This window comes from Amycolatopsis sp. N2S4-7, from assembly GCF_058119595.1.
The window spans coordinates 7,954,988-7,980,419 of sequence record NZ_CP172299.1; the positions used below are offsets into that span (position 1 = coordinate 7,954,988).

24 protein-coding genes and 1 tRNA gene are annotated in these 25,432 nt (G+C 70.3%); 18 read left to right on the top strand and 7 right to left on the bottom strand.

The features are described from left to right. The first annotated feature begins 31 nt into the window (after positions 1-31). Together ACH54P_RS37780 and ACH54P_RS37785 are read left to right on the top strand one after the other, a co-directional pair. The gene (locus ACH54P_RS37780) at positions 32-400 is read left to right on the top strand and encodes a hypothetical protein (protein WP_489908071.1); all 369 of its coding nucleotides are present in this window, start codon (positions 32-34) and stop codon (positions 398-400) included. After that, positions 397-1,992, top strand: a complete 1,596-nt coding sequence (locus ACH54P_RS37785) for a DNA cytosine methyltransferase (RefSeq protein WP_489908072.1) — start codon at positions 397-399, stop codon at positions 1,990-1,992. Before ACH54P_RS37780 ends, ACH54P_RS37785 begins: the two co-directional genes overlap by 4 nt. 13 nt (positions 1,993-2,005) lie before the next feature. On the opposite strand, the gene ACH54P_RS37790 is transcribed toward ACH54P_RS37785, so the two are convergent. Next, positions 2,006-2,632: a hypothetical protein gene (locus ACH54P_RS37790; protein ID WP_489908073.1), complete on the bottom strand. Its 627-nt coding sequence runs from the start codon at positions 2,630-2,632 to the stop codon at positions 2,006-2,008. A gap of 228 nt (positions 2,633-2,860) precedes the next feature. Here ACH54P_RS37790 and ACH54P_RS37795 point away from each other — a divergent pair, with 228 nt between their 5' ends. From ACH54P_RS37795 to ACH54P_RS37810, 4 genes are all read left to right on the top strand, one after another. Beyond that, complete coding sequence (locus ACH54P_RS37795) at positions 2,861-4,450, top strand: hypothetical protein (RefSeq protein ID WP_489908074.1); 1,590 nt, start codon at positions 2,861-2,863, stop codon at positions 4,448-4,450. A gap of 390 nt (positions 4,451-4,840) precedes the next feature. Then, entirely contained in the window at positions 4,841-5,047 is a 207-nt protein-coding gene (locus ACH54P_RS37800; protein ID WP_489908075.1) for a helix-turn-helix transcriptional regulator, read from the top strand. Then, on the top strand, positions 5,044-6,477 hold the full coding sequence (locus tag ACH54P_RS37805) for a tyrosine-type recombinase/integrase (protein WP_489908076.1): 1,434 nt from the start codon (positions 5,044-5,046) through the stop codon (positions 6,475-6,477). The genes ACH54P_RS37800 and ACH54P_RS37805 overlap by 4 nt, the downstream gene beginning before the upstream one ends. A gap of 112 nt (positions 6,478-6,589) precedes the next feature. After that, entirely contained in the window at positions 6,590-7,324 is a 735-nt protein-coding gene (locus ACH54P_RS37810; protein WP_489908077.1) for a TIGR02391 family protein, read from the top strand. A gap of 397 nt (positions 7,325-7,721) precedes the next feature. On the opposite strand, the gene ACH54P_RS37815 is transcribed toward ACH54P_RS37810, so the two are convergent. Then, positions 7,722-7,794 (bottom strand) — tRNA-Arg (locus tag ACH54P_RS37815). Positions 7,795-7,943: 149 nt separating this feature from the next. On the opposite strand from ACH54P_RS37815, the gene ACH54P_RS37820 reads away from it, so the two are divergent. After that, complete coding sequence (locus tag ACH54P_RS37820; RefSeq protein WP_489908078.1) at positions 7,944-9,044, top strand: epoxide hydrolase family protein; 1,101 nt, start codon at positions 7,944-7,946, stop codon at positions 9,042-9,044. Positions 9,045-9,178: 134 nt separating this feature from the next. Here the strand turns inward: ACH54P_RS37820 and ACH54P_RS37825 are convergent, their stop codons facing one another. Beyond that, on the bottom strand, positions 9,179-9,391 hold the full coding sequence (locus ACH54P_RS37825) for an SDR family NAD(P)-dependent oxidoreductase (protein ID WP_489908079.1): 213 nt from the start codon (positions 9,389-9,391) through the stop codon (positions 9,179-9,181). On the opposite strand from ACH54P_RS37825, the gene ACH54P_RS37830 reads away from it, so the two are divergent. Further along, positions 9,386-9,520: a hypothetical protein gene (locus ACH54P_RS37830; RefSeq protein WP_489908080.1), complete on the top strand. Its 135-nt coding sequence runs from the start codon at positions 9,386-9,388 to the stop codon at positions 9,518-9,520. The genes ACH54P_RS37825 and ACH54P_RS37830 overlap by 6 nt on opposite strands. A gap of 154 nt (positions 9,521-9,674) precedes the next feature. Beyond that, the gene (locus tag ACH54P_RS37835; RefSeq protein ID WP_489908081.1) at positions 9,675-10,601 is read left to right on the top strand and encodes a cation diffusion facilitator family transporter; all 927 of its coding nucleotides are present in this window, start codon (positions 9,675-9,677) and stop codon (positions 10,599-10,601) included. Here the strand turns inward: ACH54P_RS37835 and ACH54P_RS37840 are convergent, their stop codons facing one another. Together ACH54P_RS37840 and ACH54P_RS37845 are read right to left on the bottom strand one after the other, a co-directional pair. Next, positions 10,602-11,303, bottom strand: coding sequence for a DUF305 domain-containing protein (locus tag ACH54P_RS37840; protein ID WP_489908082.1), 702 nt, complete (start codon positions 11,301-11,303; stop codon positions 10,602-10,604). Further along, positions 11,300-12,148: a thioredoxin-like domain-containing protein gene (locus tag ACH54P_RS37845; protein ID WP_489908083.1), complete on the bottom strand. Its 849-nt coding sequence runs from the start codon at positions 12,146-12,148 to the stop codon at positions 11,300-11,302. The genes ACH54P_RS37840 and ACH54P_RS37845 overlap by 4 nt, the downstream gene beginning before the upstream one ends. 196 nt (positions 12,149-12,344) lie before the next feature. Here ACH54P_RS37845 and argS point away from each other — a divergent pair, with 196 nt between their 5' ends. From argS to prfA, 8 genes are all read left to right on the top strand, one after another. Beyond that, positions 12,345-14,009, top strand: a complete 1,665-nt coding sequence (gene argS / locus ACH54P_RS37850; RefSeq protein ID WP_489908084.1) for an arginine--tRNA ligase — start codon at positions 12,345-12,347, stop codon at positions 14,007-14,009. A gap of 3 nt (positions 14,010-14,012) precedes the next feature. Continuing rightward, positions 14,013-15,443 carry a diaminopimelate decarboxylase gene (gene lysA / locus ACH54P_RS37855; protein ID WP_489908085.1) on the top strand — a complete coding sequence of 477 codons (1,431 nt, stop codon included), beginning with the start codon at positions 14,013-14,015 and terminating at the stop codon, positions 15,441-15,443. Between the two features lie 6 nt (positions 15,444-15,449). Next, positions 15,450-16,775 (top strand): homoserine dehydrogenase, encoded by a 1,326-nt coding sequence (locus ACH54P_RS37860; RefSeq protein WP_489908086.1) that lies wholly within the window; start codon positions 15,450-15,452, stop codon positions 16,773-16,775. Next, complete coding sequence (gene thrC / locus ACH54P_RS37865) at positions 16,772-17,833, top strand: threonine synthase (protein ID WP_489908087.1); 1,062 nt, start codon at positions 16,772-16,774, stop codon at positions 17,831-17,833. The genes ACH54P_RS37860 and thrC overlap by 4 nt, the downstream gene beginning before the upstream one ends. Further along, positions 17,830-18,714 (top strand): homoserine kinase, encoded by an 885-nt coding sequence (gene thrB / locus ACH54P_RS37870; RefSeq protein ID WP_489908088.1) that lies wholly within the window; start codon positions 17,830-17,832, stop codon positions 18,712-18,714. The genes thrC and thrB overlap by 4 nt, the downstream gene beginning before the upstream one ends. 410 nt (positions 18,715-19,124) lie before the next feature. Continuing rightward, a complete protein-coding gene (rho, locus tag ACH54P_RS37875; protein ID WP_489908089.1) occupies positions 19,125-21,137 on the top strand; it encodes a transcription termination factor Rho in 2,013 nt (670 codons plus the stop codon). Between the two features lie 181 nt (positions 21,138-21,318). Beyond that, positions 21,319-21,549, top strand: a complete 231-nt coding sequence (gene rpmE / locus ACH54P_RS37880) for a 50S ribosomal protein L31 (RefSeq protein ID WP_489908090.1) — start codon at positions 21,319-21,321, stop codon at positions 21,547-21,549. A gap of 80 nt (positions 21,550-21,629) precedes the next feature. Then, entirely contained in the window at positions 21,630-22,700 is a 1,071-nt protein-coding gene (gene prfA / locus ACH54P_RS37885) for a peptide chain release factor 1 (protein ID WP_489908091.1), read from the top strand. A gap of 3 nt (positions 22,701-22,703) precedes the next feature. On the opposite strand, the gene ACH54P_RS37890 is transcribed toward prfA, so the two are convergent. Together ACH54P_RS37890 and ACH54P_RS37895 are read right to left on the bottom strand one after the other, a co-directional pair. After that, on the bottom strand, positions 22,704-23,135 hold the full coding sequence (locus tag ACH54P_RS37890) for a GtrA family protein (RefSeq protein ID WP_489908092.1): 432 nt from the start codon (positions 23,133-23,135) through the stop codon (positions 22,704-22,706). Then, the gene (locus ACH54P_RS37895) at positions 23,132-24,124 is read right to left on the bottom strand and encodes a glycosyltransferase family 2 protein (protein ID WP_489908093.1); all 993 of its coding nucleotides are present in this window, start codon (positions 24,122-24,124) and stop codon (positions 23,132-23,134) included. The genes ACH54P_RS37890 and ACH54P_RS37895 overlap by 4 nt, the downstream gene beginning before the upstream one ends. A 245-nt stretch (positions 24,125-24,369) precedes the next feature. On the opposite strand from ACH54P_RS37895, the gene prmC reads away from it, so the two are divergent. After that, entirely contained in the window at positions 24,370-25,236 is an 867-nt protein-coding gene (prmC, locus tag ACH54P_RS37900; protein WP_489908094.1) for a peptide chain release factor N(5)-glutamine methyltransferase, read from the top strand. Positions 25,237-25,432: the final 196 nt, after the last annotated feature.

The window sequence follows — 25,432 nt, forward strand, 5'->3', positions numbered from 1 at the left end:
CGTGCCCGCCTCCCGAAAGCGAGCCCGCGCCATGACTACCACCCAACCGATCATCTCGCAGCACACCGCCGCCATCCTGGCCAGGATCGCCGCCGAACGCGCCCGCCAGGACGCGCTGTGGGGCGAGCAGAACCACCCCGACGGGACCGGCCCCGAGGTCGAGGTGGCCGGGCTGAGCCGCCGCGCCGCCGACGCCGCTCACACCGCGCGGTTCACCACCGAGATGGCCCGCGCCGAAGGCCGCCTCACCTGGCTGCACATCCTGCGCGAGGAGGTCTACGAAGGCTTCGCCGAAGCCGACGTCGCCGACCTGGCCGAGGAACTGATCCAGGTCGCCGCCACCGCAGCGTGCTGGGCCGAGGCCATCGAACGCCGCACCGGAAAGGCGGCCGGCCGATGACCGTCACCACTTACCACGAGTTCGCCGGGTTCGGCGGCGACACCACCGGCGTGCTGGCCGTGCCCGGCACCAAAGGCATCCTCGGGGCCAACCACAGCCCGGACGCGATCGCCACCCACGCGGCGAACTTCCCGACCATGGACCACTACGAGGGCGACATCGCCAAGGCCGACATCGGCAAGTTCCCGCGGGTGGACTTCTTCTGGGCCTCGCCGTCGTGTCCGCCGTGGACGGACGCCCGGGGCCAGAAGCGGGACTTCGACCAGAGCACGCAAGGGGTGCTGTTCGACCCGGTTACCGGGCCGCGGGCGCTCAACCCGGAGACCGCGCGGGCACGCGCGCTGATGGAGGAGATCCCGCGCTACCTGCAGGCGATGAACCGGCGCGGCAAGCCCGTGCTCGGGGGCGTGGTGGAGAACGTGGTGCAGGTCGTGAAGTGGGCCGAGTTCGGCCGCTGGCGCCGCGAGATCGAGGCCGAGGGCTACCGCAGCCGCGTGATCGCGTTGAACGCCATGCACGTCAACGGGCCCACGCTCGGGAAGGTGGCGCAGAGCCGCAACCGGTTCTTCCTGGCCTACTGGCACGTGAGCCTGGGCCGGGACCCGGACTGGGACAAGTGGCTGCGCCCGGCGGCGTACTGCCCGGTCTGCGACGAGGTGGTGTCGGCGGTGCAGGTGTTCAAGGACCCGCGCAACACGATGGGCGTCTACGGCATCCGTCACGGCCAGTACGTCTACCGCTGCCCCAACCGGTCCTGCCGTCACCAGATCGTCGAACCCGAGGTGCTGCCCGCCTCGACCATCATCGACTGGTCGCTCGACCCCGGCCAGCGGATCGGGGAGCGGGTCGACGACCGCGGCCGGCCGGACCCGCTCACCGAGAACACCATGGACCGGATCAAGGCCGGATTGCGCCGCCACGTCGGGGCGCTGCTGACCCCGGCGGGCGGGACGTGGCGCCAGCACGCGATCAGCGTCGGCGAGCCGCTGCCGACCCGCACGACCCGGGAGACCGATGGGCTGGTGTGCCCGCCGCTGCTCGTTTCGTGCGCGGCGCGGGCCGGGGTCGACACCGCCAGCACGATCCTCGAACCGATGCGGACGCAGACCTGCCGCCGGGAGACCGCGGTGGTGGTGCCGCCGTTCATCTCGATCCAGCGCAACGGCGGCTCGTTCAACGCCGCCTACCCGATCGACGGGCCGATCCCCACCGTGTCAGCCGGGGGCAACCACCACGGCCTGGTCGGCCCGCCGACCGGCGAGCGCGAGCTGGCGTTGCTGATGGCCTACTACAGCAACGGCGGCACCCAGCCGACCGACCAGCCGATCGGCACGCTGACCACCCGCGACCGCTACGCCCTTGTGGGCGGCGCCCCGCCGGTCGAGTCGTGCACGTTCCGGATGCTCGAACCGCACGAAATCGCCGCCGGGATGGGGTTCCCGCGCGGCTACAAGGTGCCGCCGAAGGTCGCGAAGTCCAAGCGCAAGTGCGTCCGCGGCTGGGGCAACGCCGTCCCGCCCGGCATGGCCGAAGTCCTCGGCTCCGCCGTGATCGAGGCGATCACCGGCGAACCGCTGGAACCCGCCGCGTAAGCGCGGCACCTGATCACTCACGCTCCTGCGGAGTTCGCTGCTTCTCAGGAGCCGTGTCTTTACCTGACCAGGGATCGTCCTCCACCATGGCGGTCTCGATCCGGTTGATCAATCTGTTGGTGACTTCGATGTACGCCAGCGCACGATCCTGGTCCACTACGTCTCGTCCTTCACCGTGCGCGAGCGCATCGCGCAGGGTTGCAAGCTCAAAAAGCGACTTCATTTCAGAAATGGTCAGAACGTCGTAGTCCTCGGCATAAATACCGAGCCGTCGAATGGGTTCCAAGTTACGCGGCTCGCCGATAATTGGCTCCAGTCGGTCGCGCAAGGTCTTCTCCAGACGGCCGAAGGCTTCGAGGATCGCAGCCGCCGGGGCCAGTTCTGCGAGTTGGCGCATGTCCCCGGCCGTTCCTTCAGCCTCCATGTGGGGTGTCGGCTTGTCCGGCACGCCGAATAGGTTGAAACGACGGCGCCGCTTCTTCGGCCTGTCCGCCGGGATGCCCGCGTTGGCTTGGGCATCAGTCAACGTGCGGTCGAACTCAAGCTCGAACCCGCTGGGGCCAGCCTTCAGCACCTTGAGCGGTCCGGAGGTCAACATGTTGATCAATCCGCGTCGCAATGACATGACGATCAACAACACGCACGCGGGCCAAGCTAACGAACCAACGACGGAACTCGTGAATTCCATCCAGCCCACAGTGTGCCCCCTCATCCAGCCGCAGACCCCCGAGTAAACCACGCCCGTTCGTCGCCCATGCCCGAAGTTGCCACCAGCGGCATAGCGGACTGCGCTGGCGGCCTTCGAGGCGGGCATACGAATGCGGCTCGCGCGTATCACACGTACCACCCGCACGACGGAGGGAACGCCATGGCCAGCACGAATTCGCAACGCCTGTGGTCGGTCGGGCCTGGTGGCCGGCCACGGCTGCGGACCGGGGCCGCGCCGGAAACCATCCGGGTCCTGACTGCCGCGGTGGACGGCCGCATCATCCCCGACACCTACGTCGCCGACGGCGCGCCTGTGGTCGTCGAACAGGTCTCCGGCGCGGCTGACCCCACCGCCGGGGACGATGACGTGGCGCTGCCGGTCGCGGCGTCGGTGCTCAAGCCTGCACTGCTGGCGAACTTGCTGGCCACCCACACCGACGTGATCCAGAGCAAGGTGAACGAGAAAGGCGACACCTACGACGTGGAAGTGTCGCCACCGGCGAGCGTGTTGAGCGCGGTGCTGGCCGGGCGTTCCTGGCCTGGCCTGCCGGTGCTGCGCCGGATCATCTCCACACCGGTGCTGCGCCCGGACGGGACGCTGCTGCAAACGCCGGGCTACGACCCGGCGACCGGCTTCTACCTGACCGCCAACGGCCACCTCGACCCGATCCCGGACCGGCCGAGCGCGGCGCAGGTCGCCGCGGCGCGGGAATTCCTGCTGGAACGGTTCCTGCGGGACTTCCCGTGGCGGTCGGCCGCTGACCGGGCGAACTACCTGGCGTTGCTGGTGACGCCGCTGATCCGGCCGTTCACCAACGCGCTGTCCCCGTTCGGGATGATCGAGGCGTCCATGCCCGGATCCGGTAAGACGATCCTCGCCGGGTGCGTCGGGTTGCTGGTCGGGCAGCGGGTTCTGACCTGGACCGACTCGGATGAGGAACTGCGCAAGTCGATCACCACCGTGTTGTCGGATTCGGTGGGAGTGGTGGTGTTCGACAACCTCACCGAGGGTGAGATGGTCAACTCAGCGGTGCTGGCGCGGCTGGTCACCGAACGCACGTGGTCGGATCGGCGGCTGGGGACGAACGTGTCGAGCAACTTCACCAACGACCGGTTGTGGCTGGCCACCGGCAACAACCTGCGCACCGGCGGGGACATGGCCTCCCGCACGGTGTGGGTGCGGCTCGATCCGAACTGCCCGCGCCCGGAAGCCCGCACCGGGTTCACGATCCCGAACCTCGACTCCTGGATCCTCGACCCGGTCAACCGGGCCACCGTTCTCCGCCACGTCCTCACGCTGGTGCTCGACTGGACGGCCAACGGTGCACCGACCGCCAGCAACGTCCCGCAGATGCGGCAGTTCACCCGCTGGGCCCAGTACCTCGGCGGGTTCCTGGCCCACCACGGCGTCGGCGACTTCCTCGGCAACGCCGACGCCGGCCGCGGCCTGGATGAGGACCATGCGGAGTGGTACGCGTTCCTGGCCACCTGGCGCGACCTCTACGGCGGCGAGCCGGTGACCGCGCAGCAGCTGCGCTCGGACGCCGAACCCGAGTACGGCGCACCGGACCGGTGGAAGGGGACGTTCCCGACCACCGCCGCGGGCAAGCCCCTGACCCCGAAGTCGCTGGGAAAGAGGCTGGCAGGGCAAAAAGACCGCTGGCGCGGCGACCTGGTGTTACGCAGCGAAGTCGACCCGCACACCAAGATGAAGCTCTACACGGTTGAGCGCGGCACCGATTCGAGCTGACCCCCCGAATCAAACACCGCAAACACCGCAAACACCGCAACGGCTCTAAAAAGTGGCTCTGAGCAGGAGAAACGACACCGTGGTCTCTGCGGTGTTTGACCTCGATCCGGAGACTCCAAATACCGCAAACACCGCAAGTTGCGGTATTTGCGGTATTTAGCCATCCAGCCTCACCCACAAACACCGCAGAAGGATCCGCAGGTCACGGGCCACTTTGCGGTGTTTGCGGTGTTGCGGTGTTTGGTTCCGGCCTCCCGCACCTCAGCCGCCTGCCTCTCTGCCAGCCCGCCTAACCCCACAACCACGCAACGTAACCAGCAACGTGCCGCCCGGCCTGTGCTCGGTGGCGCTTCACCATGCCCGCTCGCCGGGCGTCTTGGAGGTGCAGTCATGGCGCAGCAGCGCAACCTCACCGGCTCACGACAGCTTCTCAAGATCACCGAGGTGTGCGAGGAGCTGTCGGTGGCGGAGTCCACTTTCTACGACTGGCGTGCGAAGAACCGCGGCCCGCGATGCATCAAGCTGCCGAACGGCGGTGTCAGGGTCCGCCGCGGCGACCTTGACGCCTGGCTTGAAACCCGAGAGGAGGCCGCGTGATCAGCTCTTCGTACAACGTCCGCGTGTGGGCGATCGAGACCCGCAGCAACGCGGCTGGCAAGCCCACAAGCTACCGCGTGCTGTGGCGGGTCGATAAGAAGGACTTCAAGGAGTCGTTCAAGCTCTACACGCAGGCGGACGGGTTCCGCTCTTCGCTGCTGACGGCGCAGCGAGCGGGGGAGGCGTTCGACATCGTCTCCGGGCTCCCGCCGTCGCTGACCCGGCCGGCGGGGGACATGAGCTGGTATGCGCTCACGGTGGCCTATATCGACATGAAGTGGCCGGACGCTGCGGCCACCGCGCGTCAGACCATGGCCGAGGCGCTGATTCGCGTGATGCCGGTGTTCGTGAAGCGGGACAAGAACAGCCCGGACGCGAAGGTCGTCCGTTCGGCGCTGCGGCAGTGGGGCTACAACACCGAGTACCGCACCAACCGGGAGGTGCCGGACGACGTTCGGAAGGTGTTGAAGTGGTTGGAGCGCAACACCTTACCCGTGCGGGCCGCCGTCGACCCGGACGTTCTGCGAGCCCTCCAGCGCGCAGTCACCAGGCGTTTGGACGGGAAGAAGTTCGCCCCAAGCGTGGCGCGGAAGACCCGAGGAGTTTTGTTCAACGCGTTGGACTACGCGGTCGAGAAGAAGCTGATCGACGCGAACCCGCTGTCGTCGGTCAAGTGGACGGCGATGCCGAAAGGCAAGAGGAAGGTTGACCGGCGGGCGGTGCCGAACCCGACTCAGGCGCGGGCGCTGCTGTCCGGCGTCGGTGCGCTGCCGCGCAGCGGGCCGCGGCTTGAGGCGTTCTTCGGCGCGATGTACTACGCCGGCCTGCGTCCGGAGGAGGCGGTGTCGCTGAACAAGCGGAACGTCGTGTCCTTGCCCGATCCGGTGTGGAACGACGACGACGGCGAGTATGTCTACGGCTGGGGTGAGTTCCGTCTCGACAAGGCCGAGCCCCATGCGGGCGGGCGGTGGACGGACACTGGCAAGCCCCGCGATGACCGGCCGCTCAAGTCTCGGGATGACGACGCTGAGCGCACCGTGTCGTTCCCGCCGGATCTGACCAGGCTGCTGCACCGGCACATCCTGCGATACGGCTACGGGCCTGACGGCCGGTTGTTCCAGGCGGAGCAGGGCGGGGAGATCCCGATGATCACCTACACCCGCGCCTGGCGTGCGGTGCGCAGGGTGGTGCTGACGGAAGAACAGCAGCAAACTCCGCTGGCCGCCCGGCCATACGATCTGCGACACGCCGCGGTGAGCACGCAGCTGGTGGCGGGCGTCGACCCGGCGACCGTGGCCGAGTGGGCCGGCCACTCTGTCGGCGTGCTGTTCGAGGTCTATGCCGCGTTCCTCGACGGGGGAGAGGAGGCCAACCGGGCCCGGATCGAGAAGATCCTCGGCCACAAGCCCCAGCGCGAGCCGAAGGAGTGAGATCGATTCCCGAGTGAGGTGCCTAGAGAGTTGACGTACTCCATGTCCAGTGATCGCCACGCCCTGCCCGAGACGTCCCAACGATATCGGCGCCCTGGAAGAGAATGAGTGTATGAGCATGGACACGGAATGGGCGCTGGACGAGCTAAGCAAGTTCCTGCAGGTCGCAGAGCTCTACCGACCTCCCAGTCCTCCCGGCGTGGTCGGCCTCGGCCCCCGTTTGAGCAACCGCGGCCGTCCCGACGAGATCGTTGCGTCGGCGCAGATCGTCGAGCAGATCCTTGAGCGGGTTATTCCGCGCTGGAAGACCGAGGTTCCCGACGACCGCAATGCGAAGGTCAACCGGTGGTCTCAGCACATCGAGGCCGTTCAGCGGGCACAGGCTGTCTTGCAGCGGCAGGCGGAGGTCCGGGAGAAGCTCGGGGACAACGCTCCCCAGCTCGACGCAGGCCACCTGCACCCTTGGGCCTGGGACGGCGCTCGATCGCTCTGGCAGAGCGGGCACTATCGCGAAGCCGTCCGCGCTGCCTGCGTCAAGATCAACGCCGAGACACAGAACAAGCTCGACCGGTTCGACATTGCCGAAACCGACCTGTTTACCCAGGCTTTCAGCGCTGACCCGCCGCAGCCAGGAAAGCCACGACTGAGGGTCATACCCGATGATGGATCGAAGACGTTCGCCAGCGTCCACCGCGGTGTCCGCGCATACGCCGAGGGCTGCTACGCCGCCATCCGAAATCCCCTTAGTCACACCGAAGGCAGCCTTCCCGAAGAGCAGGCCCTTGAGCAGCTTGCCGCACTCAGCGTCCTCGCTCGCTGGGTCGACACCGCGGCGCTTGAGAAGTGATGGTCAGCGAGTTGCAGCGCCAAGGTCCTCGGAGGTGGAGCCCTACACCTTCGAGGACCTTCGTCGGCCAGTCAGCGTGCAGCTCGGGGCGGCCGTGCCGAGCCGGCGACCGTGGCCGACGAGCCGGCCACGCCGCCAGTGTCCGGACGTGGTCTTACACCGCGTTTCTCGACGGGGGAGAGGAAGCCAACCGGGCCCGGATCGAGAAGATCCTCGGTCACGAGTCGTGGAGCGACTCGGGGGGCTGATGGACGGCGGCCGGGTCGTTCCCGTGGGAACGCATTGGGAAGAGACACCCGTGTTTGGCCGTGATTGGCCGTAGCCAACCGGAGTTCGGGAAGAACCGCTTCGAGCGCGAAAGCGCTGGTGAGAGGCGGTTTTCCCACTCCCGTAGGGGTGCCCTCGGCAGGATTCGAACCTGCGACACCTGCCTCCGGAGGGCAGTGCTCTATCCCCTGAGCTACGAGGGCCCATCGCTGGGCGACTCCGAAAGCTTAGCGCATCTCCCGCGGCCCCCGCGCGCAGGTGGGTGCCCCGACATTTCCGCTGGTCAGCGCGGCAAAGTTGATCGCTTCCCCGGGACGTCGCTAGCGTGGGAGCCCCACCTGAAGGAGCTGAGATGGCCGAGCCGTTCCAGGTTGCTCTCGATGAAGGCGATGTCGCCGATCTGCGGGAGCGGTTGCGGCGGACTCGGTGGCCCGAGGCCGAGACCGTCGGGGACTGGTCGCAAGGCGTGCCGCTTGCCTACCTGCGTGAGCTCTGCCGGGACTGGGGCGAGGAGTACGACTTCGGGTTCGCCGGCCGGCTCAATGCCTTTCCGCAGTTCCGGGCCACCGTGGACGGTGTCGGGCTGCACTTCCTGCACGTCCGGTCGCCGCGGGCTGATGCGCTTCCGCTCGTGCTCACCCACGGGTGGCCCGGGTCCGTGCTCGAGTTCCTCGATGTCATCGGGCCGCTCACCGATCCCGAAAAGCACGGCGGGGATCCCGCCGACGCCTTCCACGTCGTCGTGCCGTCGCTGCCCGGGTTCGGGTGGAGCGACAAGCCCGCGCTGAAGATCCCGCGGGTCGCCGCCCTGTGGGACCAGCTGATGACGTCGCTCGGCTACGAGCGCTACGGCGCCCAGGGTGGGGACTGGGGCGCGGCCATCACCAACGCACTGGCGCGGTTCGGGCGGGTCGCCGGTGTGCACGTGAACTTCGCGCCCGTGCAGCTGGCCCACGACGACCCGACGCCGTCGGAGCGCAAGGCCCTCGCCGACCTCGAGGAGTTCCGGCGGACCGGCAGCGGCTACTCCGCCCAGCAGGGCACCCGGCCGCAGACGCTCGGCTACGGCCTGACCGATTCGCCGGCAGGCCAGGCCGCCTGGATCGCCGAGAAGTTCTGGGCCTGGACGGACAACAAGGGCAACCCCGAGGACGCCGTCGACCGGCAGAAGATCCTCGACGCGATCTCCGTCTACTGGTTCACCGCGACCGCGGCGTCGTCGGCGCGGATGTACTGGGAGAACAACGAGCGCGATCTGTCCACAGTGGACGTCCCGGCCGGGGTTTCGGTGTTCCCCAAGGAGATCGTGCGGCCGTCGCGGCGGCAGGCCGAGCAGCGCTACACCGATCTGCGCTGGTTCGAGGAACTGCCCGTCGGCGGGCACTTCGCGGCTCTCGAACAGCCGCGGCTGTTCGTCGAGCAGGTCCGCGGCTTCTTCCGGCTGGTGCGCTAGGCGAGCCAGCCGGTCGTCCTCGTCGGGCGTCTGGGCGGCCGAGAACGCTTCCGCGGTGCGGCCGATGTACGAGTGCAGAGACTCCGCGTACGGGCCCGCGTCGGCGAAGAGCTGTTCGAAGTCGACGCACACCGTCACGCCCTGGGGCGCCGCGACCGGGGCGAGGACTCCATCATGCCTTCGACGGCGAACTTCGCCGCGTAGTAGGCCTCGTTGAACGGCTGGCCGGTCACGTCGCCCACGCTGGTCACCGTGAGCACGCGGCCCCTGCTCGCGCGCAACGTCGGCCTCGCGGCCTTCGTCGCCTCGACGACGCCGAAGCAGTTGATCTCCATGGTCTCGTGCACCGCCGAGACCGGCTCCTGGCCGCCGCGGTGGCGCAGGGGCTGACGACGGTGCAGGCCAAGGTGCTCGGCCCCGGGGACCGGGTCCGGCTGCGGGACCTGCTGAGGCGGATGGTCGGCGTCGAAGCGTAACGAGTCCGCCTGGCGGGAAACCCCTCCTGGTGGATTGGACGGCCCGGACCCGCGGAGTAGCTTTCGGGTGGGTGAACTTAGGCCGTCCTTTGTTGCACATATGCGCATCCGACTATATGTTGGGCCTCGACGGTGAACCGGGAACGGAGGCGGAATGGGGCAGGGACACGGCCACGGACATGGTCACGCGGTCGCGCCGGCGAGCGCGTCGGGCCGGTACGTGCGCAGCCTGACCATCGCCCTGGCCATCGGCGCCGGCTTCATGGTGCTCGAGTTCATCGTCGGCTTCACGACCGGCTCGCTGGCCCTCATCTCGGACGCGGCGCACATGTTCACCGACGTCCTCGGGGTCGGCATGGCCCTGACCGCGATCATCCTGGCCCGGCGCTCCGGCCCCACGGTCAGCCGCACCTTCGGGCTCTACCGCGCGGAGGTGCTGGCCGCGCTGGCCAACGCGATCCTGCTGTTCGGCGTCGCGGGGTACGTCCTCGTCGAGGCCGTCGGCCGGATCGGCGACCCGCCCGCGGTACCCGGCCTGCCCGTACTGCTGGCGGCCTCCGCGGGGCTCGTGGCCAACCTCGTGTCGTTCGCCGTGCTGCGCTCGGGCGCGAAGGAGAGCCTCAACGTCCGCGGCGCCTACCTCGAAGTGCTGGCCGACCTCATCGGCTCGGTCGGCGTGCTGATCAGCGGCGCGCTGACGCTGCTGACCGGCTGGCGCTACGCCGACCCGATCATCGGTGTCGCGATCGGGCTGTTCGTGCTGCCCCGCACGTGGACCCTGGCCCGGCGGGCGCTGCGCATCCTGTTCCAGCACGCACCGAGGGGCGTCGACGTCGGCGCGATCAACGCCGAGCTGGCCGCGCTGCCGGGCGTCGCGGACGTCCACGACCTGCACGTCTGGACGCTGACATCGGGCATGGAGGTCGCGTCGGCGCACCTGACGCTCGCGCCGCCCGCGAAGCAGTCGGACGTGTTGACGGAGGCGCAGAACCTGCTGGCTTCGCGGTACGCGATCGAGCACGCGACCCTGCAGGTGGAGGCGCCGCACTGCGCGCGCCGCTGCCAGGAGCTTTCCTGGTAGTCAGGGGAGCGGCTGGGCGCCCCGGGCCGAGAGCATCAGCTTCATCTGGTCCATTTCGGCGCCTTGGGACGTCAGGATGCTGTTCACCAGGGCCTTCAGCGCCGGCAGGGTCGAATGCGCCGCCGCGTACTGAGCCATCGAGGTGCCGCCCTGGTGGTGGCGGAGCATCAGCTGGAGGAAGTAGACGTCCAGCTGCTTGCCCGACAACGACCGCAGTTTGGTCAGCTCGGCGTCCGTCGCCATGCCCGGCATCAGGGCGCCGCCGGAGGGGTTGACCGACACCGGGGCCATCGACATGCCGTTGTGGCCGGACATCGGCTCCGTCATCCACTGCATCGGCGCGCCGATCGCCTGCTCCGGCTGGTCCCACAGCATGAGCCAGCCCTTCATCCGGCCGACCTGCTCCAGCTGGGTGCGCTCGATGTCGAACGCCAGCTGCCGGATCTCGGGGTCGGTCGAGTGGTCGCGGGCCCAGCCGGCCATCGTCACGGCCTGCAGGTGGTGCGTCGACATGTCCTGCGCGAACCCCACCTCGACGGACCCGGCCGCCGGGGTGGCGGCGGCCGGGTCGTCGATGGCACGGGTGAGGAACATGCCCGCGGTCGCGCCGATCAGCAGGACCGCGAGCAGCGTCCCGCCGATGATCACCCAGCGCGACCAGGCCGGCTGTTCGGTGCCGGTCTCGGGCTCCTCGGAACTCACTTGGTCGGCGTGCTCGAGGGAGCCGAGGCGCCGGTCGAAGGAGCCGGGGCGCCGGTCGACGGAGCGGGGGCGCCGGTCGAAGGCATGGTTCCCTGCTCGTTCTGCGCGCCGGCGCTGCCCTTGTAGTCCATCGGCTTGGCGTCGGGGCCGGGCTTCGACGGGTCGAACGGCGGCGGGTTGTCCGGGTCGAACTGGCCGGCGCCGAGCGCGTCGCAGGAGGCGCCGACCTCGGGGTAGACGCCGTTCGGGTTGCTGCGCAGCGCGGCGATGAACTCGTCGATCCGGGCGTCGTTGGCGTCGTCCAGCTTCAGCTGGTGGCCCCACGACTGCAGCGAGATCGGCTTGTCGAGGCCCGGGTAGGGCGACATCATCGTGTACGGCTTGCCCTGGACGCGGACCTTCAGCAGGTTCAGCGCGTCGCCGGTGACCTGCTGCGGGTTGTAGGCGATCCACACGGCGCCGTGCTCGAGCGCGTGGACCATGTTCTCGGTGCGGACCGCGTTCGGGTAGACGGTGCCGGTGCAGGTGGCCCAGTAGCCGTCGTGCGGGCCGCCGAACGGCGGGGTCTTGTCGTAGGCCACGCGCTCGGTCGGGAGCACGTGCACGCTGCCCGTGTAGTTCGCGGTCACCACGCCGGGGATGCGCTTCGAGGGGTCGGGGTCGGCCGCGGTGGGCGCGAACGACGCGGCCGCGGCCTCGCGGTCGGCCTGCTCACGCTTCGGTGCCGACTGCACCATGTAGTAGGTGATCACGGCGGCGGCCAGCGCCACGATGGCGACGACGGCGATGATCGTGCCCCACGGCGTGCCCTTCTTGCTCACGACGGAACCGCGGGCCGCCTTCACGGCCGACCCCTTTTTCTTAGTTGTCCGGTTCGCCATGGCTCCCGCGATCTCCCTCTGGTGGCTGCGGACGGATTCCCGCCCGGGCCAGTGTAGAGACCGTGCGTCTGATCACCGTTAACGCCTCACACACCCACCGCCCGTGACGTCGCCGAGACCGATGCAAGCGCCCCACCTGGGCACACCTAGAATTCCGCAGGTGACTCCCGCCGCTCTCGCCGACCTGGTCCGCAGCTCCGCCGTGCAGGTGCTCGCCGCACGCGGCATCGACGACGCCGTGCTGCCGGAGCAGGTGACCATCGAACGCCCGCGCAACCCCGACCACGGCGACTACGCGACGAACCTGGCCCTGCAGGTGGCCAAGAAGGCCGGGCTGAAGCCGCGTGACTTCGCCGAGGCGCTGGCCGCGGCGGTCGCGGCGGCCGACGGCGTCGCCTCGGCCGAGGTCGCCGGCCCCGGCTTCCTCAACTTCCGCCTCGCCGCGGCCGCGCAGGGCGACATCGTGCGCCAGGTGCTCGACGCCGGCGCGGCCTTCGGGCGCGGCGACGCGCTGGCCGGCACGCGGATCAACCTCGAGTTCGTCTCGGCGAACCCGACCGGTCCGATCCACCTGGGCGGCACCCGCTGGGCCGCGGTCGGCGACGCGCTGGGCCGGGTGCTGGCCGCGCAGGGCGCCGAGGTCACCCGCGAGTACTACTTCAACGACGCCGGCGCCCAGATCGACCGGTTCGTCCGGTCGCTGATCGCCGCCGCGAAGGGCGAGCCCGCGCCGGAGGACGGCTACGCGGGCGGCTACATCAACGACATCGCCGCCGAGGTCATCAAGGCCGAGCCGAGCGCGCTCTCCCTGCCGGAGCAGGAGCGGCACGAGACGTTCCGCCGGATCGGCATCGAGCTGATGTTCACCGAGATCAAGCACAGCCTCCACGAGTTCGGCACCGACTTCGACGTCTACTTCCACGAGAACTCGCTGCACGAGTCGGGCGCGGTCGGCGCCGCCGTCCAGCAGCTGAAGGACTCGGGGAACCTGTACTTCAACGACGGCGCCTGGTGGCTGAAGTCGTCCGAGTACGGCGACGACAAGGACCGCGTCGTCATCAAGCAGGACGGCAACCCGGCCTACATCGCCGGTGACCTGGCCTACTTCAAGGACAAGCGCAACCGCGGCTTCGACCTGTGCATCTACATGCTGGGCGCGGACCACCACGGTTACATCGCCCGGCTCAAGGCCGCCGCGGCGGCGTTCGGCGACGACCCGGCGACGGTCGAGGTGCTCATCGGCCAGATGGTCAACCTGGTCAGCGACGGCAAGCCGGTGCGGATGTCCAAGCGCGCGGGCACCGTGATCACCATGGAGGACCTCGTCGAAGCGGTCGGCGTCGACCCGGCCCGCTACGAGCTGATCCGCTACTCCGTGGACTCCACTTTGGACGTCGACCTGGACCTGCTGCGCAAGCACTCCAACGACAACCCGGTCTACTACGTCCAGTACGCCCACGCGCGGCTGGCGTCCCTGCAGCGCAACGCCGCCGATCTCGGCTTGAAGTCCACTGAGTCCTCATCGGACGTCGACTTCGGACTCCTCACGCTGCCCGCCGAGGGCGACCTGATCCGCACCATCGGCGAGTTCCCGGAAACCGTGCGCCGCGCCGCCGAAATGCGGGAGCCGCACCGGATCGCGCGCTACCTCGAAGAACTCGCGGGCGCCTACCACAAGTTCTACACCGTGGGCCGCGTGCTGCCCATGGGCGACGAAGAGGCGACCCCTCTGACGTACGCCCGGCTCGCGCTGTGCGAGGCCGCCCGCCAGGTCCTGGCGAACGGCCTCGCCCTCCTCGGTGTCTCCGCTCCGGAACGGATGTAACCCATGGCTCACCCCGCGGGCCCCAGGCACGCCGACGTCTACACCCACGCCGACACCTCCGGGCTCCAGCCGTCCGGGGTCGAGGAGCTCGACAAGCTGCCCGCGAAGGTGTGGCCGCGCAACACCTTCCGCGGCGCCGACGGCGTCGTCCGGATCGCCGGCGTCGACGTCCGCGAGCTGGCCGAGCAGCACGGCACGCCGCTGTTCGTCGTCGACGAGGCCGACTTCAAGTCCCGGTGCGCCGACTACGCCGAGGCGTTCGACAACCCGACGCTCGTGCACTACGCGTCCAAGGCGTTCCTGTCCATCGAGATCGCCCGCTGGGTGGCCGAGCAGGGGCTGAGCCTGGACGTCTGCAGCGGCGGCGAGCTCGCCGTGGCGCAGCGCGCGAACTTCCCGGCCGAGCGGATCACCTTCCACGGCAACAACAAGTCGCCCGCGGAGATCGAAGCCGCGATCGTCGCCGGCGTCGGCACGGTGGTGCTCGACTCGTACTACGAGATCGCCCGGCTGGCCGACATCGCCGCGCGCCACGACGTCGTGCAGGCGGTGCTGATCCGGGTGACCGTCGGCGTCGAGGCGCACACCCACGAGTTCATCGCGACCGCCCACGAGGACCAGAAGTTCGGGTTCTCGCTGGCTTCCGGCGACGCCGCCGAGGCGGTGCGCCGGGTGCTCAACGCGCCTTCGCTCAAGCTCGTCGGCCTGCACAGCCACATCGGCTCGCAGATCTTCGACGCCGACGGCTTCGAGGTCGCCGCCCGCCGCGTCGTCGGGCTGCTCGCGGACCTGGCCAAAGAGCACGGCCCCGAGCTGCTCGACCAGCTGAGCCTGGTCGACCTCGGCGGCGGCTTCGGCATCGCCTACACCGAGAAGGACAACCCGCCGCCGCCCGCGCAGATGATCACGCAGATCCGCGAGATCGTCCGCAAGGAGTGCGCGTACGCGGGCCTGCCGGTGCCGCGCATCGCCGGCGAGCCGGGCCGCGCGATCGCCGGTCCCGGCACGATCACGCTGTACGAGGTCGGCACCATCAAGGACGTCTCGCTGGGCGACGACGCGGTGCGGCGGTACGTGAGCGTCGACGGCGGGATGAGCGACAACATCCGGACCGCGCTCTACGACGCGGTGTACGACGTCCGGGTGGTTTCCCGCTCCGCGGGCGACAACGAGCAGCCGGTGCAGGCCGTGCTGTCCCGGGTCGTGGGAAAACACTGTGAGTCCGGCGACATCGTCGTACGAGACTGCTGGCTGCCCGACACGCTGGCTCCCGGCGACCTGCTGGCCGTCGCGGCGACCGGCGCCTACTGCTACTCGATGGCGAGCACGTACAACCGGCAGCCGCGCCCGGCCGTGGCCGCCGTGCGCAACGGCAGCGCCCGGCTGCTGCTGCGGCGGGAGACGACCGACGACATGCTGCGCCTGGAGGTCTGAGTAACCGTGAGTGCCCCAGAGGGCTCTGCCACTGAACGAGGGCCGATCAGGGTCGCCCTGCTCGGCTGCGGGACCGTCGGCGGCGAGGTCGCCCGGCTGCTCACCGAGCAAGCCGGCGAGCTGGCCGCGCGGGCGGGCGCCCCGGTCGAGCTGGCCGGCATCGCCGTCCGCCGCCCGGACAAGCACCCCGAACTGCCGCCGGAGCTGCTCACCGCCGACGCCGAGGAGCTCGTCACGTCCGACGACGTCGACGTCGTGGTCGAGCTGGTCGGCGGGATCGAGCCGGTGCGCGGCTGGCTGGTCGCCGCGCTGAAGGCCGGGAAGTCCGTCGTCACCGCGAACAAGGCACTGCTCGCCGAGCACTCCGCCGACCTGTTCGAGGCGGCTGATGCCGCGGGCGCCGACCTGTACTTCGAAGCCGCGGTCGCCGGGGCCATCCCGCTGCTGCGCCCGCTGCGGGAGTCACTGGCCGGCGACCGGATCACGCGCGTGATGGGCATCGTCAACGGCACCACGAACTTCATCCTGTCCGCGATGGACTCGACCGGCGCCGGCTACGCCGAGACGCTCGACGAGGCCAGCCGGCTGGGGTACGCCGAGGCCGACCCGACCGCCGACGTCGACGGCTACGACGCCGCGTCGAAGGCCGCGATCCTCGCGTCGCTCGCCTTCCACACCCGGGTGACGGCGTCGGACGTGCACCGCGAGGGCATCGCCGACGTCACCGCCGCCGACCTCGCCGCGGCCCGCATGCTCGGCCGCACGGTGAAGCTGCTGGCCATCTGTGAGCGGGTCACCGACGACGACGGCGTCGAGTCGGTTTCCGCCCGCGTGCACCCGGTGATGATCCCGCGCAGCCACCAGCTGGCCGGTGTCGGCGGCGCGTTCAACGCCGTCTACGTCGAAGCCGACGCCGCCGGCGAGCTGATGTTCTACGGCCAGGGCGCGGGCGGCGCGCCGACCGCCAGCGCGGTGCTCGGCGACCTCGTCGCGGTGGCCCGCAACCGGGTGGCCGGCGGTCGCGGCCCGCGCGAGTCCGCGCACGCGGCGCTGCCGGTGCGGCCGATGGGCCAGACCCCGACCCGGTACCACGTAAGCCTTTCCGTCGCCGACCGCGCCGGCGTGCTCGCCCAGGTGGCGCAGGCGTTCGCCGACCACGGCGTCAGCATCGCGGCCGTGCGGCAGAGCGACGTCGGCGACCGCGCGAGCCTGGTCGTGGTGACGCACCAGGCCCCCGACGCGGCCTTGCAGTCCACTGTGGACGAGATCGCGAAGCTCGACGTCGTCCACGAAGTTGTCAGCGTGATGCGGGTGGAAGGCGAAGACCAGTGAGCACCCAGGCCTGGCCGGGAATCATCGAGGCGTACCGGGACCGCGTCCCGGTCCCGGACGGGGCGCGGGTCGTCACGCTCGGCGAAGGCAACACGCCGCTGCTGCCCGCGCGGCACCTGTCCGAGCTGACCGGCTGCGAGGTGTACCTCAAGGTCGAGGGCGCCAACCCGACCGGCTCGTTCAAGGACCGCGGGATGACCGTGGCCATCACGCACGCGCTGGCCAGCGGGCTCAAGGCGGTGATCTGCGCGTCGACCGGCAACACGTCCGCCTCGGCCGCGGCCTACGCCGCCCGCGCCGGCCTCACCTGCGCCGTGCTGGTGCCGCAGGGCAAGATCGCCATGGGCAAGCTCGCCCAGGCCGTGCTGCACGGCGCGCGGATCCTGCAGGTCGACGGCAACTTCGACGACTGCCTCGAACTGGCCCGCAAGACCGCGGCCGACTACCCGGTCACGCTGGTCAACTCGGTCAACCCGGTGCGCATCGCCGGCCAGAAGACCGCGGCCTTCGAGATCTGCGACGTCCTCGGCGAGGCGCCGGACATCCACTGCCTGCCGGTCGGCAACGCGGGGAACATCACCGCCTACTGGGCGGGGTATTCGGAGTACGCGGCCGACGGTGTGGTGAAGAACACCCCGCGGATGTTCGGCTTCCAGGCGGCCGGCGCGGCGCCGCTGGTGCTGGGCGAGCCGGTGCGCGACCCGGACACCGTCGCCACCGCGATCCGGATCGGCAGCCCGGCCTCCTGGACCGCCGCCGTGAAGGCGAAGGACGAGTCCGACGGGCTCTTCGAGGCCGTCACCGACGAGAAGATCCTCGAGGCGTACCGGCTGCTGGCCGGGCGGGAGGGCGTGTTCGTCGAGCCGGCTTCGGCCACCAGCGTGGCGGGCCTGCTCGCGACGGCCGCCGACGGCAGGCTCCCCCGGGGGGCCAAGGTCGTCTGCACCGTCACCGGCCACGGCCTGAAGGACCCGCAGACGGCCCTGGCGGGCAACGTCGAGGTCGAACCCCTCGCCGTGGACCCCTCGGCGGTCGCGGCGGCGCTGGACCTGCGGTGAGCGGCTTCCGCGTCACCGTCCCGGCGTCGACGGCGAACCTCGGGCCGGGCTTCGACGCGTTCGGCATGGCCCTGGGCCTGTACGACGTCGTGGAAGTGCTGGTCACCGACGCGGGGCTCAAGGTCGAGGTGATCGACGCGGGTGCGGGCGGGGTCGCCGACGTCCCCACCGACGAGACCCACCTGGTGGTGCGCGCGATCCGGCGGACCTGCGCGCACCTCGGCGTCGAGCCGCCCGGCCTGCACCTGCGCTGCTCCAACGCGATCCCGCACGCGCGCGGGCTCGGTTCGTCGGCGGCCGCGGTGGTGTCCGGTGTCGCCGCCGGGTACGCGCTGGCGGGCCGCGAACTGGACGCGTTCGACGCGCTGCAGCTGGCCGCGGGCTTCGAAGGCCACGCCGACAACGCCGCGGCGAGCCTGCTCGGCGGGCTCGTCCTGGCCTGGTGCGACGGCGGGGAGTTCCACGCCGAACGCCTGACGCCGCACGCGTCGATCCGGCCGGTCGTCGCCGTGCCGTCGGTGCGCTCGGCCACCGCGACCACGCGCGGCCTGCTGCCGGCCACCGTGCCGCACGCCGACGCCGCGCACAACGCCGGGCGCGCCGCGCTCGCCGTGCACGCGCTGACGGCGAAGCCGGAGCTGCTGCTCGCGGCCACCGAAGACCGCCTGCACCAGCACTACCGCGCGCCCGCGTACCCGGCGAGCACCGCGCTGGTGAGCACGCTGCGTGCACGGGGCGTGCCCGCCGCGGTCTCCGGGGCCGGTCCGACGGTGCTCGCGCTGACGACTGCGGGAATACTTCCGGCGGGCGTGGACGTTGACGGGTTCGACGTCTTCGAGCTGCCCGTGGATCTCACGGGTGTGCAGGTTGCGGCTCAGTAAAGGCTGGGTCACGTGCCCGCGGCCGAGGCCGCCACGCGGGGGGTGGTTGTTGCACCCGGCACCTGCGCGGTCTACCCTCGGGGGCGTTCGATCACCGTGCGTTTCCGCACCCGATGCCGGTCCCGGGGGAACCCCCGGATCGCATCCTTCGTCGATCCGCCGAATCCGCACCGCCTGGCACGCGGGGTAACGCGGAAGGACGCAGGCGGGTTTCCGGTCTCGGCGGTGCCGAATTCCGTGTCCTCCGAATGGAGGACGCAAACCCCTGTGGTGGAGGCGCTCCAGCTGTGTTTCGCACGGCCGAAGAGCTCATCTCCCGCATCGGGGGGCAGATACGCCGGTTCGCGATCAGAAGCGAGCGGCAGTCCGCTGATCCGCCTGGAGGCGTGGATCGGTCAGGAAGGACATGTGTGAGCAACACCGATCTTTTGAGCGACGTGGGTAGCGACACGGCCGGGTCGAACGGCACCGCCCCCGCTCCCAAGCGGACGGTCGGCGGGCTGACCGGCAAGACCGTCGCCGAACTGCGTTCGCTGGCTGGGGAGCTCGGCGTCGGCGAGACGACGGGCATGCGCAAGGGCGACTTGATCGCCGCGATCCGTGAGCGCCAGGGCAAGACCCGCAAGCCGCGTGCGGCGGCCGAGACGTTGCCGCTGGAAGGCGTCGGCGAGCCGCCCAAGGCGGCGGCCCCCAAGGCCGAGGCGCCCGCCGCCCCGGTGGAGACCAAGCCGGAGCCGAAGGCCGAGGCCCCGTCCGCCGCGCCGTCGGTGGACACCCCGCCGCAGGCCGAGCGCCCGCAGCAGGACAAGCAGGACGGCCCGCAGGGCCAGGACGGCCAGCCCGAGGAGGGCGGCCGCAGCCGGCGTCGCCGCGGCTCGAACCGCGCCGCCGGGGCTCCCGACGGCCAGGGTGGCGAGCGTCAGCAGGGTGGCGAGCGTCAGCAGGGCGGCGAGCGTCAGCAGGGCCAGGGTGGTGACCGCCAGCAGGGGCAGGGCGGCGACCGCCAGCAGGGCGAGCGCAACCGCGACCAGCAGCGCCAGGGCGGTGGCAACCGCGGCGACAACCGGGGTGACAACCGCCAGGACGGCAACCGCCAGCGCAACCAGCAGGACGGCAACCGCGGCGGCCAGGACAACCGCGGTGGCCAGGACAACCGGGCCCAGCAGGACGACGACGAGGAAGGCGGCCGTCGCGGCCGTCGCTTCCGCGACCGCCGTCGCCGGGGCAGCGGCGGTGGCCGGGGCGAACCCGGCTCGCCGGACACCGAGATCCGCGAGGACGACGTCCTGCTGCCCGTCGCGGGCATCCTGGACGTGCTGGACAACTACGCGTTCGTGCGGACCTCCGGCTACCTCGCCGGCCCGAACGACGTGTACGTCTCGCTTTCGCTGGTCCGCAAGTACGGCCTGCGCCGCGGTGACGCCATCACCGGTGTCGTGCGCCAGCCGCGCGAGGGCGAGCAGCAGCGGCAGAAGTTCAACCCGCTGGTGCGCGTCGATTCGATCAACGGCCTGGAGCCGGACGAGGCCAAGCGCCGCCCCGACTTCACCAAGCTGACCCCGCTGTACCCGAACGAGCGGCTGCGCCTCGAGACCGAGTCGCACAAGCTCACGACCCGCGTGATCGACCTGATCATGCCGGTCGGCAAGGGGCAGCGCGCCCTGATCGTGTCGCCGCCGAAGGCCGGTAAGACGACGATCATGCAGGACATCGCGAACGCGATCTCCACGAACAACCCCGAGTGCCACCTGATGGTCGTCCTGGTCGACGAGCGTCCGGAGGAGGTCACCGACATGCAGCGGTCGGTGAAGGGTGAGGTCATCGCCTCGACCTTCGACCGCCCGCCGTCCGACCACACCTCGGTCGCCGAGCTGTCGATCGAGCGGGCCAAGCGCCTGGTCGAGATGGGCCACGACGTCGTCGTGCTGCTCGACTCGATCACCCGCCTCGGCCGCGCCTACAACCTGGCGGCCCCGGCGTCCGGCCGGATCCTGTCCGGTGGTGTCGACTCGACCGCGCTCTACCCGCCGAAGCGGTTCCTCGGCGCGGCGCGCAACATCGAGAACGGCGGCTCGCTGACCATCTTCGCCACGGCGATGGTGGAGACCGGTTCGACGATGGACACGGTCATCTTCGAGGAGTTCAAGGGCACCGGTAACGCGGAGCTCAAGCTCGACCGCAAGATCGCCGAGCGCCGCGTGTTCCCGGCGGTCGACGTCAACCCGTCGGGTACCCGCAAGGACGAGCTGCTGCTCTCGCCGGACGAGCTCGCGGTCACCGTGAAGCTCAGCCGGGTGCTGCACGCGCTCGACTCGCAGCAGGCCATCGACCTGCTGATCTCGCGGCTGCGGAAGACGAAGACCAACGTCGAGTTCCTGATGCAGGTCTCGAAGACGGCCCTCGGCGGCGGCGAAGACGACTGAGCGTGCTCTCGGAGGCCTTCCCGCCTGGCCGCGGGGAGGCCTCCGGCACGTCCGGAATACCTGGTCAGCGGGGTGCGTTCCAGTGATCGTCAGCCCGTCTGGCAGAATTACCCGCTGAAGTCCGGCACCGGTTCACCCCGCGAGAACGACTGGGGACCCGGAGCCAACGAGAGAGGACACCATGAAGAGCGGTATTCACCCCGAGTACGTGGTCACGAACGTGAACTGCGACTGCGGGAACAGCTTCACCACGCACAGCACCAAGACCAGCGGCAACATCCACGTCGAGATCTGCTCGAACTGCCACCCGTTCTACACGGGCAAGCAGAAGATCATGGACACCGGTGGCCGGGTCGCGCGCTTCGAGGCTCGCTACGGCAAGCGTCAGAAGAAGGACGCCGACGCCAAGTAGCTTTTTCCACGGCGCCCATCCGCTCGCGCGGGTGGGCGCCGTTTTTTGTCGTGCTTTCCCCGGGCTGAGAGGTGGCAGAGGTGGATTCGAGCTCGCTCAAGGGGCTGCTCGCCGAACACGCGGAGCTGGAGACCCAGCTGGCGGATCCGGCGGTGCACGCCGACCAGGCGCGCGCCCGCAAGCTCGGCCGCCGCTACGCCGAGCTGACGCCGGTGGTGCGGGCCGTCCACGAGCTCGACACGGTCCGCGACGACCTCTCGGCGGCCAGGGAGATGGCCGCGGAGGACGCGGAGTTCGCCGCGGAGGCCGAGGAGCTGAGCGCGCGGATCCCCGACCTCGAGTCGAAGCTCACCGAGCTGCTGCTGCCGCGCGACCCGTACGACGGCTCCGACGTCGTCATGGAGATCAAGTCCGGCGAAGGCGGCGAGGAATCGGCCCTGTTCGCCGGCGACCTGCTGCGGATGTACCTGCGCTACGCCGAGCGCCACGGCTGGAAGGCCGAGGTCCTCGACTCGGTGGAGTCCGACCTGGGCGGTTTCAAGGACGTCACGCTGTCCATCAAGAGCAAGACGGCCGACGTCGACGGCGTCTGGTCCCGCCTGAAGTTCGAGGGCGGCGTGCACCGCGTCCAGCGCGTGCCGGCGACCGAGTCCCAGGGCCGGATCCACACGTCCGCGTCCGGGGTGCTCATCTACCCGGAGCCGGAGGAGGTCGAGGTCGAGATCGACCCGAACGACCTGCGCATCGACGTCTTCCGCTCGTCGGGCCCGGGCGGCCAGAGCGTCAACACGACCGACTCGGCGGTGCGGATCACGCACCTGCCGACCGGCATCGTCGTGTCCTGCCAGAACGAGAAGTCCCAGATCCAGAACCGCGCGCGGGCCCTGCAGGTGCTGCAGGCCCGGCTCCAGGCGATCGCGGAGGAGGAGGCGGCGGCCAAGGCGTCCGACGCCCGCCGTTCGCAGGTCCGCACGGTGGACCGCTCGGAGCGGATCCGGACGTACAACTTCCCGGAGAACCGGATCTCCGACCACCGGGTGAACTACAAGGCGTACAACCTGGACCAGGTCCTGGACGGCGACCTCGACGGAGTGCTGGACGCGCTGGCGACCGCGGACCGCGAAGAGCGCCTGGCCTCCCAGTCCGGCTGAGGGCTACGCCTGGTCGGCCGGGGCCGCGCCCGGTACCGGCGACACGGGCCGGTGCCGGAACACGACGTAGTGGTAGAGCAGGTAGTTCCAGAACAGCCCGACGACGATCGCGGCGCCCTTCGGCACCAGCAGGTTGACGCCGGGGAACAGGTGGCCCACGAGCTGGATGACGGCGAACTGCACCACCCAGAGCCCGAACGCGGTGACCCCGAAGAACAGCAGGGCCTGGCGGCGGAGGTCGCCGTCCTTCGCCCGGAACGTGAAGTTCCGGTTCAGCGTGAACGACAGCAGCATGCCGGCCGTCGTCGAGGCGAAGTTGGCGGCGAACGTCGGCACGCCGAGCGTCACCAGCAGCGCGTAGCCGAGGGCATCGACGAGGGTGTTGCCGATGCCGACGATCCCGAAGCGGACCTGCGTGGCCGTGACGAGCCTCATCGGGCGGCGCTCCGGCGGTTCTCGGCGGACTCGGGAACGCCTGTGCGCACCGACGCCACCGTGTACAGCGGCCGGTTCTGCACCTGCGAGTACGTCCGGCCGATGTAGCTGCCGAGCACGCCCAGCATGATGATCTGGATGCCGCCGAGGAAGAACATCGCGATGGTGATGAACGCCCAGCCGGGCACCGCCGTCTCGGGCGCGAACAGCTTCACGCCGACGACGTAGAGCACGCCGAGGAAGCTCAGCAGCGAGATCAGGTACCCCATCCGCGTGATCATCCGCAGCGGCGTGGTCGAGAACCCGAGGATGCCGTCGGCGGCGAAGCGCAGCATCTTCGTCAGCGGGTAGCCGGTGACGCCGGCGTGGCGCTTGTCGCGGTCGAACAGCACGGCTGTCTGCTTGAACCCGACGTAGCTGACGAGGCCGCGCAGGAACCGGTCGCGTTCGCGGTACTTGCGCAGCTCGTCGACGACCTTGCGGTCGACCAGCCGGAAGTCGCCGGTGTTCTTCGGGATGTCGACCGCCGCCATCTTCTGGAGGAACCAGTAGAACGCGCTCGCCGTGAGCCGCTTGAACGGCGGGTCCTGGCGCGACCGGCGCTGCGCGTAGACGACGTCGTAGCCCTCTTCCCACTTCTCGAGCAGCTCGAGCGCGACCCGCGGCGGGTCCTGCAGGTCGCTGTCCATGATGATCACGGCGTCGGCGTCGACCAGGTCGAGGCCCGCGGTGACGGCCATCTGGTGCCCGAAGTTGCGGGAGAGCTCGACAACCGTGACGCGGGCGTCGCGGGCACCCAGCTCGGTGAGGCGGGCCAGGGAGGCGTCCCGGCTGCCGTCGTCGACGTAGACGAAGCTGAACTCGTACCGCTCGGCCAGCGGCGCGGTGACCTCGTCGACCGTGCGGTGCAGCAGGTCGACGTTCGCTTCCTCGTTGTAGATCGGGAAGATGAACGCGACCCGGTGGCGCTCGGTCGGCTCGGTCTCCACTGGCGCTCCCGCGGGTCGGTGTCACCGTCATCTTAGGAATCGGCCGCGGCCTCGCCACCCCGGTCCGGCCGCCGCGTCCGGTTCCATTCTGGCGGTGATCGCTGTTTCGCGGCCGTTTGTCATGCGCGTGAGTCGTGCACCGGCCGCGCGGGGGCCTCGATACGCTGGACGGCGTAGGACCGGCGCGTGTCCTCACGGGGGAGTTCCGCCTGGTGTGCCAGGCTTGACGAGGTGAAGGACGACGAGTGAATCGGCAGCCGCTGCGCCTGGCCATCATCGAGGCCACCCGGATCCTCGAGCGCGCGGGTGTCGCCTCACCGCGGTTCGACGCCGAGGTGATCGCGGCGCACGTGCTCGGGGTCGAGCGCGGGCGGCTGCCGATGGTGCCGCTGGTCGATCCGCCGGTCGTCGAGGCCATCGGGCAGCTCGTCCAGCAGCGCGCGAAGCGGATCCCGCTCCAGTACCTGACGGGCTGGGCCGCGCTCGGCGACATCACGGTCGCGGTCGGCGCCGGCGTCTTCGTCCCGCGGCCGGAGACCGAGCTGCTGCTCGAGTGGGGCGTCAAGTTCTTGCAGGGCCGCGAGTTCCCGGTCGTGGTGGACCTGTGCACGGGCTCCGGAGCCCTCGCGCTGGCGGTCGCGCACGCCCGGCCGGACGCGGTGGTCTACGCGGTGGACGTCGACCCGCAGGCGCTGGCCTGGGCCCGCCACAACGCCGACGTGCACGCGGACGCGGGCCACACCCCGATCCGGCTGTACTCGGGCGACATCAGCGACCCGACGATGTTCGCCGAGCTCGACGGCCTGGTCGACCTGGTGCTGTGCAACCCGCCGTACGTCCCGGAGGGCACCCCGGTACCCCCGGAGGTCGCCGAGCACGACCCGCCGCGCGCGGTGTTCGCCGAGGAGAGCGGCCTGGCGGTGATCCGCCACGCGATCGCGGCGGGGGCCCGGCTGCTGCGCCCGGGAGGCGGGCTGGCGATCGAGCACGACGACACCCACGGGTCGGCGGTGCCGGCGTTGGTGCGGGCGCGGCGGGTGCTGACCGGGGTGGAGGATCATGCGGACCTGACGGGGCGGGCCCGCTTCGTGACCGCACGCCGACTGGGGTGACGCCAGGCGGTCGCGGCTGGGCTGGGGCGCGGCACGCCGACTGGGCTGACGCGAGACGCTGCGGCTGGGCTGGGTCGCGGCCCGCCCGCAAGGGGCTGGCGGGGCGCGGCTGCCTCGCTGCCCCGCCCGTGAGGCTGCCGGATCACCGCCCGCCCGTGAAGGCTGCCGCGACCCCGTCCCAACCGAGACTGACAAC

Coding starts and splice junctions, on each gene's coding strand:
- ACH54P_RS37780 (WP_489908071.1), top strand. CDS start 32: ATGACTACCACCCAACCGATCATCTCGCAGCACACCGCCGCCATCCTG.
- ACH54P_RS37785 (WP_489908072.1), top strand. CDS start 397: ATGACCGTCACCACTTACCACGAGTTCGCCGGGTTCGGCGGCGACACC.
- ACH54P_RS37795 (WP_489908074.1), top strand. CDS start 2,861: ATGGCCAGCACGAATTCGCAACGCCTGTGGTCGGTCGGGCCTGGTGGC.
- ACH54P_RS37800 (WP_489908075.1), top strand. CDS start 4,841: ATGGCGCAGCAGCGCAACCTCACCGGCTCACGACAGCTTCTCAAGATC.
- ACH54P_RS37810 (WP_489908077.1), top strand. CDS start 6,590: ATGAGCATGGACACGGAATGGGCGCTGGACGAGCTAAGCAAGTTCCTG.
- ACH54P_RS37820 (WP_489908078.1), top strand. CDS start 7,944: ATGGCCGAGCCGTTCCAGGTTGCTCTCGATGAAGGCGATGTCGCCGAT.
- ACH54P_RS37835 (WP_489908081.1), top strand. CDS start 9,675: ATGGGGCAGGGACACGGCCACGGACATGGTCACGCGGTCGCGCCGGCG.
- lysA (WP_489908085.1), top strand. CDS start 14,013: ATGGCTCACCCCGCGGGCCCCAGGCACGCCGACGTCTACACCCACGCC.
- rpmE (WP_489908090.1), top strand. CDS start 21,319: ATGAAGAGCGGTATTCACCCCGAGTACGTGGTCACGAACGTGAACTGC.
- ACH54P_RS37890 (WP_489908092.1), bottom strand. CDS start 23,135: ATGAGGCTCGTCACGGCCACGCAGGTCCGCTTCGGGATCGTCGGCATC.